This window comes from Streptomyces sp. NPDC006294, assembly GCF_042870895.1.
Taxonomy (GTDB): Bacteria; Actinomycetota; Actinomycetes; order Streptomycetales; family Streptomycetaceae; genus Streptomyces.
In genome coordinates this window covers 342,944-359,240 of the sequence record NZ_JBIAHV010000004.1, presented here as the reverse complement: position 1 = coordinate 359,240, position 16,297 = coordinate 342,944, and the positions used below count along the sequence as shown (strand labels likewise).

The window sequence follows — 16,297 nt, the reverse complement described above, 5'->3', positions numbered from 1 at the left end:
CGGCGACGTCAGCCGGTGCCGGACCAGGCCGGGTGGCGCGGGTCGTCGGCCCGTACGAGCACGTCGGCCGTAGCGCCGGGGCCGACTTCGTCCTCGTACCGCGCGTACGCCGGGAGGGTCCAGCGTTCGCTCTCGTCCGTGCGGCGCTCCAGCGCGCCCGGCGAGAGCCGCAGGTGCACGGTCAGGTCGAAGGGGAACCAGTGCCCGAGCAGGAACGGCCCGTGCAGCAGCAGCACGCCGCCCGGGGGCAGTACGACGTGCGGGCTGCGGGTGGCACGGTCGGTCTCCGGGTCCCACAGGTCGGGCAGGATCCGGCCGGTTCCGCCCGCCTCCAGCGGGCCGAACACCTCCCGCCACAGTGCGCCGGTGTCGAACCAGCCGCTGTAGTACGTGTCGGGGTCCTCGCGTCCGTACTCGAACCGCAGCGACGCCGACCGGAGAAAGCCGCCGGTCCCGACCACGACGGCGCGTCTTCCCCGCACCCGCAGGGCTTCGGCGAGCCGCCCCGCGAGCTCTTCGGGCCGTGCGGCGGGAGCGCCGTCGACGCCGACGCGCAGCCAGGGGCTGCCGTCGCCGGCGGTGATCCGCAGGACCTGGTCGGCCAGGTGCCCGGTCAGCCGCTCCCAGGTGATCGCCTCGAGTCGCACGGTCCCATCATCGCCCGGTCACCTCGGCCCCGTCCGCGCAGGCCGGGGTGTCCTCGTCGAGAGAGGGCTGCCGGCGGGCACGAAGTAGGTCACGTACACGACGACCGGCTCGGTCCCGAGGTTGCGGCCGGTGTGGCGGTGACGGGCGCCGGCCGGTTCGCGGACGACATCGCCCGGTTCCGTGGCCTCGAGTGAGCAGTCGTCGAGGGTCCGGGTCAGGGTGCCCGACCCGACGATGGCCAGGACCTGGCCGGGGTGCTGGTGCCAGCCCGTCGAGCCGCCGGGTTCGGTGGTGAGGGTGCGGACGACCACATCGGTGGGGCTCTTGGCCGCGATGTCCACCCTGCCCTCCGTGCGGCCCTGTGCGGAGGACCGTGCCCGTCACCCCGCTGCCGGGCGTCGCGATCGCGGCGGACGGCACGACCGCCAGGGCCGCCGTACAGACCGTCAGGGCCGCCGTACAGGCCGTCAGCAGCAGCGCCGTCCGCACGTCGAACCGCTTGCCCCTGACCGTGAAGCCGCGCATGCGCCCTCCCCTTGGGTTCATCGCTCGATCAAACCGCCCCGAGCCACGAACACCCGGGGCGAGGGAGGGGTATTGCGAGGCGTGTCCCGCTCCCCGTCCATGCCGTGGTCCGGTTCCCGACGACCGTCGGGGACGGCGCGGTCGAACGGCGTGGGAGGGGAGCGCAACCGCTGGGTACGTACCGGGCATGGACCTGGTGGTGATCCGGCCGCTGAAGGGAAGGCACTGCTCGGAGTGCCGCAGGGGCCCGCTTGCGATGCATCTCGTCGAGTCCGGCGCGCCGGTCTGCCTGGACTGCGCGGACCTCGGTCATCTCGTGTACCTGCCGAGGGGCGACGCCGCTCTGACCAGGCGGGCGCGGCAGGCGAGTTCGCTCTGGGCGGTGGTGGTACGCCTCAGCCGGCGGCGCGGGCGGTACGAGCGCCAAGGGCTGCTCGTCGAGGAACCGGCGCTCGCCCGCGCGGAGTCCGCGTGTCTGGCCGACGCGGATTCCCGCGCCCGCCGCCGTGCGCGGGACGCGGAGCGCCGGGCCGCCGAGGACGTGCGGTTCACCGCGGAACTGACGGCGGTGATCGGGCGGCTGTTCCCCGGCTGCCCCAAGGAGCGTGCCGCTCGCATCGCCTCGCACACGTCCGTCCGCGGCAGCGGGCGTGTGGGCCGTACCTCGGCGGGCCGTTCGCTGGAGGAGGGAGCCGTCACCGCAGCGGTGCGCGCGTCCGTACGCCATCTCGACACCGCGTACGACGCCCTGTTGATGGCAGGTGTGGCCCGCCACCAGGCGCGGGCCCGTGTCGCCCAGGAGATCGACGCGGTGCTGGCGTCCTGGCGGCGGCCCGTGGACCCGGCCTGATCCGAACGAGAGGCCCTAGGACTCCTGGGAGGGGCGGAACCGCCGGTACAGCACGAGGCCGCCGAGGATCATCGTCGCGCCGGCGGGCACGGCGAACGCGAGCCCGTCGGATCCGGTGTGGGCGAGCGACGCCCCGTCGGGCTTGGGGGCTTCCTCGCCCTGCGCGGCCGGCTTCTCCGGCTTCGCCTGGGGCGGGGTGGCCGGCTTGTCCTGCGCGGGCGGCTCGCTCGAGTCGTTCACCGACGTGTTGCCGGTGGCGGGGTTGCCGATGCCGACGACGTTCACGGAGTTGCCGCTGACGTTGACCGGAACGTCGACGGGAAGCTGCACACCGTTGCCCGACAGCACGCCGGGGGAATGGGCCGTTTCGCCGTCGGCGTGGGCGCCGCCGCCGTTGTGGGAACCCGCGCCGTCCTGCGCGCCCGGGGAGCCGCCCTCGTGTGTCCCGCCGCCGTGCTCTCCGCCGCCGCCCTGGTCACCGTGTGACACGTTGGCGCAGTTGTTGCCCGCGGCCGGGTTGAGCAGTCCGACGACATTGACCGTGTTGCCGCACACGTTCACCGGGACGTGCACGGGGAGCTGGACGCCGTTGCCGGAGAGCACGCCGGGAGATCCGGCGGCAGAACCGTGCGCACCCGCGTCCGCCTGGGCGTAACCCGTCGCCATGGCCAGTGCGCCGCCCGTGAGCATCACGGTCGCCAGGCCCTTTCTGTGAACCTGCCTCATGGGTTGCCTGCCTTCAGAAGAGATTCCACGGGCACTCGCCCGCACCGGACTTAACGCCGCCCGGACCACATGGGTTCTGCCGAATGCGGCATTCACTCCTTCGGGTGTGTCATGTTTCGACGGTGTTCGCACTCGCGGGCAGCCGGGCTCCCCTTTCTCAGGTGTTGTAGTCCTGGATGCGCCGCCCGTCGCGCCGGCGGACCAAGGCGGGTAGTTCCCGGGCGAGTTCGGCGGCGACGGAGGGCACGTCCAGCGTGAGCAGTCGACGGTCCCGCATCAGGACCTTGCCGTCCACGACGGTGGTGCGGACGTCCGACGACCGGGCGCTGTGCACCAGGGTCGCGGCCAGGTCATGTACCGGCAGGGTGTGCGGGCCGGTGAGGTCGACCAGGATCAGGTCCGCCCGGCGGCCGGGCGCCAGAGCCCCGACGCGGTCTGCGAGGCCAACGGCCCGTGCGCTCTGCGCGGTGGCGTGGTCGAGCGCCTGCCGGGCGGTCAGCCAGACCGGGTCGCGTTCCGCCGACTTCTGCACGAGCGCGGTCAGCGTCATGGACTCCCAGACGTCGAGGGTGTGGTTGGACGCCGCGCCGTCGGTCGCCAGACCTACCGGCACTCCGAGGGAGGCGAGCGCCCGGACGGGGGTGGTGTCCCAGCCGAACTTGAGATAGCCGCGCGGCGCGGTGGCGACGGCCACCCGGCCCGTCGCGCGCCGCAGCACGGCCAGGTCCCGACCGGTGATACCGGTGCCGTGCGCGATGAGCAGATCGGTGTCGAGCAGCCCTGCCCGCTCCAGGACCTCGATGGGGGTGCGTCCGTGCCGTTCGAGGCTGTGGTCGGTCTGCGCCTTGTTCTCCGCCGCGTGGAGATGGACGAGCAGCCCGTGCTCGCGGGCCAGTTCTGCGGTGACGGCGAGGTCGTGGTCGTCGACCGTGTACGGGGCGTGCGGGGCCAGCGATGTCGTGATCCGGCCGTCGGCCGTCCCGTTCGCGCTCAGCGCGAAGTCGAGGGACCGCTCGCGTCCTTCGGCGCCCTGGCCGGAGAAGTACGCCCAGCCCAGGTTGGCCCGCAGACCGCTTCGGGTGACCGCCGCGGCGACCCTGTCCATGGCGAAGTAGTGGTCGGCGAAGGTGGTGACACCGCCCCTGATCATCTCCGCGCAGGCCAGCAGCGCGCCCAGTTCGACGACGGAGTCGGTGAGGTTGGACTCGATGGGCCAGATCCAGTCGTTGAACCACTCCTCGACCGGCATGTCCTCCGCGATCCCGCGCAGCGCGACCATCGGCGAGTGCGTGTGGCAGTTGATCAGCCCCGGCATGGCGATCTGGCCGCCGGCGTCGATGCGTTCGGTGGCGGCGAGGCCGGCGACAGCGGCGGCTGTCGTCACGTCGTCGATGACGCCGCCGCGCACGACGACGGCCGCGTCGTCGGCGAAGTCGATCCGGCCGTCCTCACCGTGCACCAGCGCGGTGCACCCGGCGATCACGAGATCGGCCCGTGCCGGGCGGGCCGCGCCTTCCACTGCGGTCATCCGTGACTCCTCGTCGACGTTGCCGGTTCCGTCTCCCCCGGTCCTACCCAGGCTCGCCCCGGACTCGGCGGCTCGCGTCGGGGGCGCGCCACGGGGTACACCGGCGGGATTGCACCGAGCCGTTGACCGGACCACCGGGCGGCACACCGGACGCGTGCGCATCCCCGCTCGGCCCAGTCGGTAGCCGCGAGCGCGTCCGCGACGCCGCGGCAACGGCCGGCTCGGTTGGATACGAACCTCATGGCCGTTCGGGCTTGTGGGCAGGACGTTCCGGCTTGTGGGCAAGAAAGGTGGCGAAAGTCCTCTCAGCCCCTTCGTCGGGTTCCTCCACCAGACGTGCGGTGAGGACGAACCCGGCCTGCTTCAGGAGCTCGGCAATCCGATCGGGCGGCAGCAGGTAGGTCTCGTAGGACACCGGATGACCGCCGTATGCCTGTGTGGGACGTAGACGCCGGCCGTCCCCTACGTGGCCGGCCAGCAGCAAACAGGCCGCCGGGCGCGAGAGTTCGGCGGAACTCGCCGAACACCACCGGCAGCAACGTCGGCGGTGTGTGGTGGGTGGAGTAGTACGCGAGGATGCCGCCGAGCCCGTCGTCCCCGATCGGGAGCGAGGTCATCGAACCGACGCTGAAACGCAGATCCGGGTAAGCACTACGGGCCAGCTCGACCATGGCGGGCGACAGGTCTATGCCGAACGCGGGCACGTGCTGCTCAGCAAGGTAAGCCGTGACTTTGCCGGGCCCGCACCCCAGGTCGGCGACGGGGCCGAGGCCGGCCGTTCGCACCACCTCTGCGAAGACGTTCAGCATCCCTCGTGACAGCGGATCCAGCTCCGCCGGAGGCGGGACCTGTTGGAAGTAGTCGGAGGCGACCGTGTCGTACGACTCCCGGACGGCGGCGAGGCAGGAGAGATCAGACATGCGGGTGACTCTAGGAGGGGCCCGCGCCCGCGGACTCACCTTCTCGGTCGGGGAAGTGGCCGGACGCGCTCATGCGGGTGGATTCCGACCGATGCGTGGGTTCGCGCGGTTGCGGGGGTGTTCCAGCGGTAAGAGTGAGCGCGGGCCGGCGGGATCGCCGGCCGCTCGCCGCGAAGAAGGGAACCTCGACCGTGCCGACCCCGACGCAGTCTCTCCGCCGACCGGTGAAGCCCCGGTCGGTACGACAGCGCACCCTACTGGCCGTCGCCGGGGCGGCGGTGGCCGTTCTGGCCGTCGGCGCACCGGCCGCGCAGGCGACCCTGGAGGACGGGCGGAGCGCGTCCGGGACACCGGCCGCGGTGGCAGCACGGGGTGATGCCTACATCGAGACGCGGCTCCTCTTCGGCACGCAACGGCCGGAGGGCGGCCCCGATGTGACGGACGCCCAGTTCATGGCGTTCATCGACCGGAGCGTCACACCCGAGTTCCCGGAGGGGCTGACCGTCCAGGAGGGGCGTGGCCAGTGGCGCGACTCCAACGGCGTCATCGAGCGGGAGCGTTCGTACGAGCTGATCCTGTTGTATCCCGCCGCCGAGGCCCGTGCCCGTGACGCGCGGATCGAGCGGATCCGCGACGCGTACATGCAGGCGTACGGGCAGGAGTCGGTGGCACGCCTCGACGAACCGACACGTGTCGACTTCTGACCTCCTCCCGAACGGCCGTCACCTCCCCAGGAGCGCGGCGAGCGCCCCTACGGGGTCGGTGTCGGGCGTGCCGCGCGGCCACCAGTCCTCGCGGTCGAGGTCCGACTCGTACCCGTACCAGAGGCCGTTGCGACCGAGTCGGAGCTGGAGCGAGCGTGCCGAGAGGTGGTTGCGCCAGGGCCGGAACTCGGGGAAATCCGCGGCGGCCAGGGCCGGGCGCGCCCGGTCGAAGGGGCCGGCGGGCGGGTCCCACGGCTCCTCCAGCACGGACAGCGCCTCCGGCCCGCCCTGCCGCCAGGCGGCGACGGCCCGGGCCAGGTCGGTGGGCGTGCGGTCGGTCGCTGCGGCAAGGTCCCGGTACAGGGCGCGGGTGGAGGCGGTCAGGCCGGAGCCCGGATGGGCGGCGGCGAGCCGGACGGTGTCCTGCCAGCGGGTGAGATCGGCGACCGGGTCACGGCCCGTGGTGAGCAGGGTGTGGGCCCGCCCGGCTGCCTCGCCGGCCAGCAGGTCCAGGGCAAGCGGATCGGGAGCGCCGGGCACCTGCGGATACGCCGGGGGGCGGCCCGGCCGCTGCGGGGCGGGGAAAGGCGACGGCAGGGGCGGCAGCGCGGCGGCGGTGGCGAGGGCCTCGTCCGCCGGCACCGTCGCCAGGGGGGCCGAGGACGCCGCGGCTGTGTGCTCGGCCGCGGAGCGCGTCGCGTTGCGGCGGGAGAGCGCCGAGAGGATCTCCCGTTCGCCGCGGCCGCGCATCAGGAACAGCACGAACGGATCCTCGTCGAGCAGCCTGGCGGTCTGGTAACTGAGCGCGGCGGCGTGCTTGCAGGGGTAGCCGTCGTCCGGGCAGGAGCAGTCGGGGATCAGGTCGCCCGGTGTCGGCAGCAGCTCGGCGGCGCTCGCCAGCGCCTGCGGAACGTCCTTGTCGAGGAGGGCCGCGATGTGGTCCGGGCGGGCCGCCGCCGCGGCCAGGAAATCGTTCCAGTCGTCGTCGCCGAGGGTGCGCAGACGGATCTCGGTGCGGTACGGGCGGGGGCGGCTGCCCTGCACGTACGCCATGACGCGGCCGGGCGTCACCGTGATCGCGGCGACATGGCCGCGTGCGGCGTAGGCACGGCCGCGCACCAGGCGCGCCGGGTCGAGGGCGGTGTCCTCGATGGCCTCCACCCAGGCGTTGCCCCACCAGGTCGTGGCGGTCTCCTGCCCGGCGAGCGGCTCGAGCGCGGGGAAGGTCCGGCGATGGTCGTCGTGGTGCGGCCCTGCCGGTGGACCGGGTCGCGTGCCGGTGTGCGCGCGGGGGGTCATGAGGGCCTCCGCAGAGAGACGAGGTCGGCCAGCTCCCGGTCGGTGAGCTCCGTCAGCGCCGTCTCACCGGAGCCCAGGACCGCGTCCGCCAGCGCGCGCTTGGAGGCGAGCATCTCGGCGATGCGGTCCTCGACCGTGCCTTCGGTGATCAGGCGGTGCACCTGAACGGGCTGGGTCTGGCCGATGCGGTAGGCGCGGTCGGTCGCCTGCTCCTCGACCGCCGGGTTCCACCAGCGGTCGTAGTGGACGACATGGCCGGCCCTGGTCAGGTTCAGCCCGGTGCCCGCCGCCTTCAGCGAGAGGATGAACACCGGCACCTCGCCGGACTGGAAACGGTCGACCATCCGTTCGCGCTCCGCCACGGGCGTCCCGCCGTGCAGCAGCTGGCTCGGGATCGCGCGGGAGGCGAGGTGGGCGGCGAGCAGCCGGGCCATGGAGACGTACTGGGTGAAGACGAGCACGGAGCCGTCCTCGGCGAGGATCGTCTCGAGCAGTTCGTCGAGCAGCGCGAGCTTCCCGGACCGACCCGCGAGCCGCGCGGTCGCGCCGGTCCCGTGCTCGGTGCCGTACTCCTTGAGGAACTGGGCGGGGTGGTTGCAGATCTGCTTGAGCGCCGTCAGCAGCTTCATCACCAGGCCGCGGCGCGCGATGCCGTCCGCCGCCTCGATCGCCGCCATCGTCTCCCGGACCACGGCTTCGTAGAGGGACGCCTGCTCGCGCGTGAGCGGCACCGGATGGTCGGACTCCGTCTTGGGCGGCAGCTCGGGCACGATACCCGGGTCGGACTTCTTCCGGCGCAGCAGGAACGGGCGGACGAGCCGCGCGAGCCGCTCCACCGCGTCGTCGTCCTCGCCGTTCTCCACCAGGCGGGCGTGGCGGGAGCGGAACGCCTTGAGCGGTCCGAGCAGTCCGGGAGTCGTCCAGTCCAGCAGCGCCCAGAGCTCGGAGAGGTTGTTCTCGACCGGGGTGCCGGTGAGCGCGACGCGGGCGGGGGTGGGGATGGTGCGCAGGGCCTTGGCGGTGGCGGAGAACGGGTTCTTCACATGCTGGGCCTCGTCGGCGACGACCATTCCCCAGGGCTGTGCGGCCAGTTCCTCCGCGCTGCTGCGCATGGTGCCGTAGGTGGTCAGCACGAAGCCGCCCTCCGGTGTGTCGAGGGTGCGGCCGGCTCCGTGGAACCGACGCACGGGGACGCCGGGGGCGAACCGGGTGATCTCGCGCTGCCAGTTGCCGAGCAGCGACGCCGGGCACACGACCAGCGTGGGGGTGGTACGCGCGCGGCGCAGGTGCAGGGCGATCACGGTGACGGTCTTGCCGAGGCCCATGTCGTCGGCCAGGCAGCCGCCGAGACCGAGGGATGTCATGAGGTCCAGCCACGCCAGGCCCCGCAGCTGGTAGTCGCGCAGGGTGGCGTGCAGACCCTCGGGCGCCTCTATCGGGGCGGTGGTGGCGGTGAGGCGGTCGCGCAGGGCGGCCAGCGCGCCCGTCGGCACGGCCTCCACCGTCTCGCCGTCGACCTCCGCCGTACCGGCCAGCGCCACCGCCAGGGCGTCGACCGGCTCCAGCAGGCCGAGCTCCCGCTTGCGTGCCTTGCGCACGAGGTCGGAGTCGACGACGACCCAGCGGTCACGCAGCCGCACGATGGGGCGGTGCGACTCGGCGAGCGCGTCCATCTCGCGCTCGGTCAGCGGATCGCCGTCGAGCGCCAGCTGCCAGTCGAACCTGAGCAGGTCCGCGCTGTCGAAGAACGGTGTGCCGTCGGTGGCGGACCCGGGCGCCGGGCGCACGACGGCGGCGGCTGTGAGCGTACGCGCGAGCTCCTTCGGCCAGTGGACGCTCACTCCCGCCGCATCCAGGCGGGCGGTGCCGGGTCCGAGCAGCTCGTACAGCTCTTCCTCGGTCAGTGGCAGTACGTCGGGCACGTCCCGCTCCAGCAGCCGGGCGAGCGGCTGCCAGGCGCGGGCGGCACGGCGCAGCGCCAGCACCGTGTCGATACGGGCGCGTGTCCCGAAGTGCTCGTCGCCGTCTCCCGCCCACAGCCGCGCGGCGTCCATGACAAGGGTCGGGTCGGCGAGGCTGTGCACCTGGACGACCGCTGCTCCCGCGTTGCGCTCCGCGCCGCTGTCCGCGGCGACGTCGAAGAGCTCGTACGCGGACAGGTCGAGACGCAGGGAGACCCGGACGCCCGCGTCCATCCCGGCCGCCGCCTCGGCCGCCCATTCACGGGCTCCGGGGAGGTGCTGCGGCTCGGCTGCCGCGAACGGCGCGCCTGCGGCGGAAGCGGCGGCGGGGGTGCGCGGCAGGCTGTCGGCCACCGCGTCGAAGAACGCGCGCACCAGGGACTCCGGCTCGGCCAGCCGCGGCGGCCCGGCCCCGTCGACAGGAGCGGCGTGCGCCTCGTACGGCATCGCGGCGGCGATGGCGCGCAGCTGGGCGACGTCGTCGGCGTCGAGCGGCCCGGCGCGCCAGGCGTCGTGGTCGGAGGGCGTCAGACCGGGCAGCAGCCTGCCGCGGGCGACGAGATGCAGTGCGTGCAGCACGGCCGCGCCCCAGCAGGCGGCGGCGGGATGTGCGGCAGGGTGCCGCCGGGCCGCGATCAGCAGCGGCGCGGCCGCGGTGACGGACATGACGACGGCGGGAACGGTGACGCTCCGGACCAGGAGCGTGTCGCCTTCCCGGTGCGGGCGGACGACAGTGATCTCGTCGCTCGCACCGGGCAGCGGACGCTCGTCCGGGGACCAGAAGGCGATCCGGCCCTCGCGCGGCAGTGCGGCGGGCAGGAAGACGGCGGCCGCGGCGCGGACGGCTGCGGTGTCCGGCTCCGAGGTCATGGCGTCGTCTCCTCTCCCGCGAGTGCGTGCACGGACGTACGGATGCGTGTGTGCCCGGAGTGGCACTGCGCATTACGACCTTACGGGCGGGGTCTGACATCACTGGCGTGACCGGCTGTGACCTGGCCTTTCACTGTCGCTCTGGCTGGCGTCAGCGGCTCCGGACCCGGGCGACGAACTGTGCGGTGTGCCGCCGGCGGACCCGGGCGACGACCGCCAGCAGCACGAAGAAGATCACCGGGGTGAGAGCGTTCTGCCCGTCGAACACGGTCAGCTGTGTGACGAAGGCGCCGATCATCAGTCCCATCAGGGCCATCGCGGAGATCCCGGACAGGATCGGGATCACCAGGGCGATTGCACCGGCCAGCTCCAGGCCGCCCACCAGGTACATGTACCAGTCGCCGTAACCGATTCTGTCGAACCCTTCCGTCGCGGAGGAGTGCGCCACGAGCTTCGGGGCCGCACTGGCGACCGCGAAGAACAGGGCGAGGAGGATCTGCAGCGCGCGCACGGCGAGGTGTACGCGCCGGCTGGGCCCGGTGGTGCTCGTCGGGGCGGCGACGGTGGTGGGCGAAGCAGACGAAGTGGTGGCGGACATGGCTGTCTCCTCGGGCCTGAGCGGTAAGGGTGCGAAAGGCGCTGTCGTTTCCATGGCGTTGTCACGCGGTTCCATGGCGCTTTCACACAGTCAGACCGCCGTGCGCTGCCGAAGTCATCGCCCCGGGACGAGGAATCCGCGGCGTTTTCCGGCCTCGGGCGGCCGCCCGCAGGAGGGTGCATCCTGGAGAGGGAGATGCGACGTCATGCGTACTGGGAATGAACCGATCACCGCACGCAGTCCCCTGCGGATGCGCTTCTGGCTGGGCGTGTGGGGCCTGATCTGGACGGCGGGAGGCACGGTCGCCTTCACGTTCGCCGAACGGCTCGGGTGGGCCGTGGTCTGCGGTGTGCTCTTCCTCGTCGTGGCCGTCGATCTGGCCCTGGTCGTGCGTCACATCCGCCAGGGCTCGCACTACCAGCCGGGCCGTGACGTCCCGCCGTACGAACCGCCAGGCCGGGACTGAGTCCGGCCTCACCGGGTCGGCAGCGCACGGATTCCTTCCGGCGTCACTCCTCGAAACGGGCGGCCTTCACATACTCCGGATTCGGGTCCAGGGCGGCCGCGAGGCGGAAGTGGCGCTTGGCCTGCTCGGGCCTGCCTGCCCGTTCGAAGGTGCGGGCGAGGGCGAAGTGGGCGAACGCGTTGTCCGGCTCCCGCTCGAGGACCAGCTCGAATTCCAGCTCCGCCGGACGCAGTTGAGCCGAGGCGAAGAACGCGCGAGCGCGCAGCAGGCGGGCCGCGGTGTTCTCCGGGTGGGCGGCGATCACGGAGTCCAGCAGCTTGACGGCCCCGCGCGGATCCCGCGCGGCCAGCAACTGCTCGGCGGCGCGGAAGTCGATGACGTGGGTCTCCGGGTTGCTGTTCGACACGCTCGCATCCTTCCCTGGCTGCCCCGTTCCAACACGGGACGGCCCGGCGCTATTCCGTCGGCCGGTGTTCCCGGGAGGCGCGCCGGGTCAGCTCGTTCCACACCTCGCGGACCTGGGGCTCCAGTTTCTCCAACGGTCCGTCGTTGTCGATGACGATGTCGGCGACGGCCAGCCGCTGCTCACGCGTGGCCTGAGCCGCCATCCGGGAGCGCGCCTCGCTCTCCGTCATCCCGCGCAGTCGCACGAGCCGGTCCAACTGGGTCTCGGGCGACGCGTCGACCACGATCACCAGGTCGTAGAGCGACCGGAGGTTGTTCTCCGTGAGCAGTGGTACGTCGTGGACGACCACGTCGTCAGGGCCCGCCGCCTGTTCCAGCTCCCGGGACCGGGCGCCGACCAGGGGATGCACGATGCCGTTCAGGGTGGCGAGGCGCTCACGGTCGGCGAACACGATCGAGCCGAGCTTCGGACGGTCCAAGGCGCCTTCGGTGTCCAGGATTTCCGGTCCGAAGGCCGCGACGACGGCCGCGAGCCCCGCAGTTCCGGGCTCGACCACCTCACGGGCGATCCTGTCGGCGTCGACCAGGACCGCCCCGTACGAGACGAGCCGCCGGGACACTTCACTCTTGCCGGCACCGATGCCGCCGGTCAGGCCCACTGTCAGCATGCGCCGCAGCCTACGCGAGCGTCCCCAGGGCCCCGTCCGCCGGCCGGTCCTAGGAGTCGCCCTCGCGTTCCGCCAGGAAGCGCTCGAACTCCCGGCCGAGCTCGTCCGCCGACGGCAGGTCGACGGTCTCTGCGACGAGACTGCCGCGTGTCTCCGCACCCGCCATCGCGTCGTACTGGTGCTCGAGGCCCTGCACCAGGGCCACCAGTTCCTCGTCGCCCTCGCCGATCTGCCGCTCGATCTCGGTCTGGGTGCGGTGCGCCTCCGTACGGAGCGAGTGCGCCACTCCCGGCAGGACGAGCCCTGTGGCGGCGGTGATGGTCTCCAGCACGGTCAGCGCGGCGTCCGGATACGAGGAGCGGGCCACGTAGTGCGGCACGTGGGCGGCGACGCCGAGCACGTCGTGGCCGGCCTGCATCAGGCGGTACTCGACGAGCGCCTCGGCGCTGCCCGGGACCTGGGCCTCGTCGAAGGGGCTGCGGTGGCCCGGTGTCAGGTCCGTACGGTTGCCGTGCGGCGTGATGCCGACCGGGCGGGTGTGCGGGACGCCCATCGGGATGCCGTGGAAGTTCACCGCGAGGCGTACGCCGAGCCGCTCGACGATCTGAGCGACCGCCGCGGCGAAGCGCTCCCACTCGACGTCCGGCTCGGGCCCGGAGAGCAGCAGGAAGGGCGCGCCGGTGGCGTCCTGGACGAGCCGCACCTCCAGCGACGGGGTGTCGTATCCGGCCCAGCGGTCCCGCCGGAAGGTCAGCAGCGGTCGGCGGGCCCGGTAGTCCACGAGCCGGTCGTGGTCGAATCGTGCCACCACCTGGTGGGGAAGCGTCTCCAGCAGATTGTCGACGATCTGCTCGCCGGTCTCGCCGGCGTCGATGTAGCCGTCGAAGTGGTACAGCATGACCAGGCCGGCCGACTCCTGCGCGAGCGCCACGTCGACGACCGCGAGGCCCTTCGGCTCCCACTCGTACAAATCCTGCGGATCAAGCACGATTACCGCTCCTCCTCATGTCCGAAGGCAAGAACGCGCGGCGGCGCGTGTGCATTCCCGTTCCCTCTTGTGTCCCGGCGTCGCCGGCGCCGAACGTCCGGGGGCGGCGGGGCAGTTCACGTGGGCCGTGGCAGCCGGGCCGTGCGGGCTTGTGGCCGTGCGTGCGGACGTGCGGTTCGTGGGTACGGGCAGCGGTCGTCCGGGTTCGGCGGCTTGGGTGGTGTGTCGCGGCAGCAGGCGCGGCCCCCGAACGCGGTAAGGCCCGCCCCCCAAGGGGAGCGGGCCTTACTTCAGCTGTTCAGCTACCAGGGGCAGAGCGTCAGCTCTGGCCGCCGGCCAGCTTCTCGCGCAGGGCGGCAAGCGCCTCGTCCGACGCCAGGGCGCCGGAGTTGTCGTCCGACTCCGAGGAGTAGGAGCCACCGGTGGCACCCGCGGGGGCACCGGCCGGGGCGGCGGGGCCACCCTCGGCAGCGGCGGCCTCGTCGGCCTCGCGGGACTTGATGACCTGAGCCTGGTGCTGCTCGAAGCGCGACTGCGCCTCGGCGTACTGGGTCTCCCACGCCTCGCGCTGGGACTCGAAGCCCGGCAGCCAGTCGTTGGTCTCCGGGTCGAAGCCCTCGGGGTAGATGTAGTTGCCCTGGTCGTCGTAGGACGCGGCCATGCCGTACAGGGTCGGGTCGAACTCGACCGAGGCCGGGTCGGCACCGAAGGACTCGTTGGCCTGCTTCAGCGAGAGGCTGATGCGACGGCGCTCGAGGTCGATGTCGATGACCTTGACGAAGATCTCGTCGTTGACCTGGACGACCTGCTCCGGGATCTCCACGTGGCGCTCGGCCAGCTCGGAGATGTGGACCAGGCCCTCGATGCCCTCGTCGACGCGAACGAACGCACCGAACGGGACGAGCTTGGTGACCTTACCCGGGACAACCTGCCCGATCTGGTGGGTCCGGGCGAACTGCTGCCACGGGTCCTCCTGCGTCGCCTTCAGCGACAGGGAGACACGCTCGCGGTCCATGTCCACGTCGAGAACCTCGACGGTGACCTCCTGGCCGACCTCGACAACCTCGGAGGGGTGGTCGATGTGCTTCCAGGACAGCTCGGACACGTGCACGAGGCCGTCGACACCGCCCAGGTCCACGAACGCACCGAAGTTGACGATCGAAGAGACGACGCCGGAGCGGACCTGGCCCTTCTGCAGGGTGGTGAGGAACGTCTGGCGCACCTCGGACTGGGTCTGCTCGAGCCAGGCGCGGCGGGACAGGACCACGTTGTTGCGGTTCTTGTCCAGCTCAATGATCTTCGCCTCGAGCTCCTTGCCCACGTAGGGCTGGAGGTCGCGGACACGGCGCATCTCAACGAGGGAAGCCGGCAGGAAGCCACGGAGGCCGATGTCGAGGATGAGACCACCCTTGACAACCTCGATGACGGTGCCGGTGACGATGCCGTCCTCTTCCTTGATCTTCTCGATGGTGCCCCAGGCACGCTCGTACTGGGCGCGCTTCTTCGAGAGGATCAGGCGGCCTTCCTTGTCCTCCTTCTGAAGGACAAGGGCCTCGATCTCGTCGCCGACCTTGACGACCTCGTTCGGGTCGACGTCGTGCTTGATCGAGAGCTCGCGGCTCGGGATGACACCTTCGGTCTTGTAACCGATGTCGAGCAGGACCTCGTCCCGGTCGACCTTCACGATGACGCCGTCGACGATGTCGCCGTCGTTGAAGTACTTGATCGTCTCGTCGATCGCGGCGAGGAAGGCTTCCTCGTTACCGATGTCGTTGACCGCAACCTGCGGGGTGGTGGCGGTGGTCTCGGTGCTGCTCGTCATGTGGGAAAGGGCTCCGGTGCGGACATTGAAGTCGTAGGTACTGCTACGCCGAGAGCCTTGTATCGCAGCTGCAGAAGCCGGACAGCCTTGGAAGCACCAAACAATGGATCCAATGGATCCTGTGAGGCGCCTCGTGAACCGAGGGACACATACAGATGCGAGCGCGGCCTGCTCGGTCCGAGGCACGCAGGCCCGCAGCGCAACTTGTAGCATACGGGGGCAGCCGGACAGGGTCAATCGCGAAGGCGCACACCCGGGGTGGAACACCATAATTCCGGCACAACTCTTGTTCGCCGCGGCCAAGATGGCCTCTTTCGAGGGCCTGGCATCGGCGCGCTGGGACGAAAACTACAACGACGGTGACGATGAGCCAAGATTTCGAACCGGAAGCCACCCGACGTAATGCGAGCGACGCGGAGAGCAGCCGGGCCAGCCGCGGCTGGTGGGACGGGAATGCCGACGAGTACCAGAGCGAGCACGGCCCCTTCCTCGGCGACGACCGCTTCGTATGGGGACCGGAGGGGCTCGACGAGGCCGATGCCGCGCTGCTCGGCCCCGCCGGATCCCTGAAGGGTCTGGACGTCCTGGAGATCGGTGCGGGCGCCGCCCAGTGCTCGCGCTGGCTCGCGGCCCAGGGCGCCCGGCCGGTGGCGCTGGACCTCTCCCACCGCCAGCTCCAGCACGCGCTGCGGATCGGCGGGGGCGTGCCGCTGGTCGAGGCGGACGCGGGCACGCTCCCGTTCCGGGACGGCTCCTTCGACCTGGCGTGCTCGGCCTACGGGGCGGTCCCCTTCGTCGCGGACCCGGTCCGGGTGTTCCAGGAGGTCAGACGGGTGCTGCGGCCGGGCGGCCGCTGGGTCTTCTCCGTCACGCACCCCATCCGCTGGGCCTTCCCCGACGAGCCCGGACCCGAGGGCCTGTCGGTGGCCGCCTCATACTTCGACCGCACTCCGTACGTGGAACAGGACGACGAGGGCCGCGCGGTCTACGTGGAGCACCACAGGACGCTCGGCGACCGGGTGCGGGACGTGGTGGCCGGCGGCTTCCGCCTGGTCGACCTGGTCGAGCCGGAGTGGCCCGCCTGGAACAGCCAGGAGTGGGGCGGCTGGTCCCCGCTGCGCGGCAACCTGATCCCTGGCACGGCGATCTTCCTCTGCGAGCGGAGCGAGACGGAGGTCCCACCGGCCTGAGGCTGGGGTACTGACGGCGCCGGACCGGCCGCGGCGGGACGGCCGGCGGGGGCGGGCCGGGCCGGGAGGACCGGTGGAGCGCGATGGTCATACAAGCCCACCGGGGCTGTGGACAGCCCGGCACGCCGT

The 16,297-nt window shown here is 71.9% G+C and carries 16 protein-coding genes and 1 pseudogene; 4 read left to right on the top strand and 13 right to left on the bottom strand.

Features of this window, described 5'->3' with window-relative positions; translation table 11 throughout:
* Positions 1–8: 8 nt before the first annotated feature.
* Positions 9–647, bottom strand: coding sequence for a uridine kinase (locus ACFYOP_RS09470; RefSeq protein WP_356891856.1), 639 nt, complete (start codon positions 645–647; stop codon positions 9–11).
* Positions 648–665: 18 nt separating this feature from the next.
* Positions 666–989, bottom strand: a complete 324-nt coding sequence (locus ACFYOP_RS09465; protein WP_356891858.1) for a cupin domain-containing protein — start codon at positions 987–989, stop codon at positions 666–668.
* A gap of 371 nt (positions 990–1,360) precedes the next feature.
* Between ACFYOP_RS09465 and ACFYOP_RS09460 the strand changes: the two genes are divergently transcribed.
* Positions 1,361–2,023, top strand: a complete 663-nt coding sequence (locus ACFYOP_RS09460) for a DUF2293 domain-containing protein (protein WP_356891860.1) — start codon at positions 1,361–1,363, stop codon at positions 2,021–2,023.
* A gap of 15 nt (positions 2,024–2,038) precedes the next feature.
* Here ACFYOP_RS09460 and ACFYOP_RS09455 read toward each other — a convergent pair whose 3' ends face one another.
* The 4 genes and pseudogenes from ACFYOP_RS09455 to ACFYOP_RS09440 all read right to left on the bottom strand — a co-directional run.
* On the bottom strand, positions 2,039–2,749 hold the full coding sequence (locus tag ACFYOP_RS09455) for a chaplin family protein (protein ID WP_356891862.1): 711 nt from the start codon (positions 2,747–2,749) through the stop codon (positions 2,039–2,041).
* A gap of 157 nt (positions 2,750–2,906) precedes the next feature.
* On the bottom strand, positions 2,907–4,277 hold the full coding sequence (locus ACFYOP_RS09450) for an amidohydrolase (protein ID WP_356891864.1): 1,371 nt from the start codon (positions 4,275–4,277) through the stop codon (positions 2,907–2,909).
* A gap of 238 nt (positions 4,278–4,515) precedes the next feature.
* Complete coding sequence (locus ACFYOP_RS09445; RefSeq protein ID WP_356892161.1) at positions 4,516–4,692, bottom strand: hypothetical protein; 177 nt, start codon at positions 4,690–4,692, stop codon at positions 4,516–4,518.
* Positions 4,693–4,708: 16 nt separating this feature from the next.
* A pseudogene (locus tag ACFYOP_RS09440) lies at positions 4,709–5,086 on the bottom strand (class I SAM-dependent methyltransferase); the annotation flags it as partial.
* Between the two features lie 302 nt (positions 5,087–5,388).
* On the opposite strand from ACFYOP_RS09440, the gene ACFYOP_RS09435 reads away from it, so the two are divergent.
* Positions 5,389–5,901 carry a DUF3574 domain-containing protein gene (locus ACFYOP_RS09435; protein WP_388451182.1) on the top strand — a complete coding sequence of 171 codons (513 nt, stop codon included), beginning with the start codon at positions 5,389–5,391 and terminating at the stop codon, positions 5,899–5,901.
* 18 nt (positions 5,902–5,919) lie between these two features.
* Here ACFYOP_RS09435 and ACFYOP_RS09430 read toward each other — a convergent pair whose 3' ends face one another.
* The 3 genes from ACFYOP_RS09430 to ACFYOP_RS09420 all read right to left on the bottom strand — a co-directional run bounded on the left by ACFYOP_RS09430 (position 5,920) and on the right by ACFYOP_RS09420 (position 10,629).
* Positions 5,920–7,200: an SWIM zinc finger family protein gene (locus ACFYOP_RS09430; RefSeq protein ID WP_356891866.1), complete on the bottom strand. Its 1,281-nt coding sequence runs from the start codon at positions 7,198–7,200 to the stop codon at positions 5,920–5,922.
* The gene (locus tag ACFYOP_RS09425) at positions 7,197–10,031 is read right to left on the bottom strand and encodes a DEAD/DEAH box helicase (protein WP_356891868.1); all 2,835 of its coding nucleotides are present in this window, start codon (positions 10,029–10,031) and stop codon (positions 7,197–7,199) included. The genes ACFYOP_RS09430 and ACFYOP_RS09425 overlap by 4 nt, the downstream gene beginning before the upstream one ends.
* 151 nt (positions 10,032–10,182) lie before the next feature.
* Positions 10,183–10,629, bottom strand: a complete 447-nt coding sequence (locus ACFYOP_RS09420; protein ID WP_356891870.1) for a DoxX family protein — start codon at positions 10,627–10,629, stop codon at positions 10,183–10,185.
* Between the two features lie 205 nt (positions 10,630–10,834).
* Between ACFYOP_RS09420 and ACFYOP_RS09415 the strand changes: the two genes are divergently transcribed.
* Positions 10,835–11,095 carry a DUF6343 family protein gene (locus ACFYOP_RS09415; protein ID WP_356891872.1) on the top strand — a complete coding sequence of 87 codons (261 nt, stop codon included), beginning with the start codon at positions 10,835–10,837 and terminating at the stop codon, positions 11,093–11,095.
* 43 nt (positions 11,096–11,138) lie between these two features.
* On the opposite strand, the gene ACFYOP_RS09410 is transcribed toward ACFYOP_RS09415, so the two are convergent.
* From ACFYOP_RS09410 to rpsA, 4 genes are all read right to left on the bottom strand, one after another.
* A complete protein-coding gene (locus tag ACFYOP_RS09410; protein ID WP_356891874.1) occupies positions 11,139–11,501 on the bottom strand; it encodes a tetratricopeptide repeat protein in 363 nt (120 codons plus the stop codon).
* Between the two features lie 49 nt (positions 11,502–11,550).
* Positions 11,551–12,168, bottom strand: coding sequence for a dephospho-CoA kinase (gene coaE / locus ACFYOP_RS09405; RefSeq protein WP_356891876.1), 618 nt, complete (start codon positions 12,166–12,168; stop codon positions 11,551–11,553).
* 49 nt (positions 12,169–12,217) lie between these two features.
* Positions 12,218–13,156: a PAC2 family protein gene (locus ACFYOP_RS09400; RefSeq protein WP_356891878.1), complete on the bottom strand. Its 939-nt coding sequence runs from the start codon at positions 13,154–13,156 to the stop codon at positions 12,218–12,220.
* Positions 13,157–13,475: 319 nt separating this feature from the next.
* Positions 13,476–14,978, bottom strand: a complete 1,503-nt coding sequence (rpsA, locus tag ACFYOP_RS09395) for a 30S ribosomal protein S1 (RefSeq protein WP_356891880.1) — start codon at positions 14,976–14,978, stop codon at positions 13,476–13,478.
* A 365-nt stretch (positions 14,979–15,343) separates the two neighbouring features.
* Between rpsA and ACFYOP_RS09390 the strand changes: the two genes are divergently transcribed.
* Entirely contained in the window at positions 15,344–16,168 is an 825-nt protein-coding gene (locus tag ACFYOP_RS09390) for a class I SAM-dependent methyltransferase (protein WP_356891882.1), read from the top strand.
* Positions 16,169–16,297: the final 129 nt, after the last annotated feature.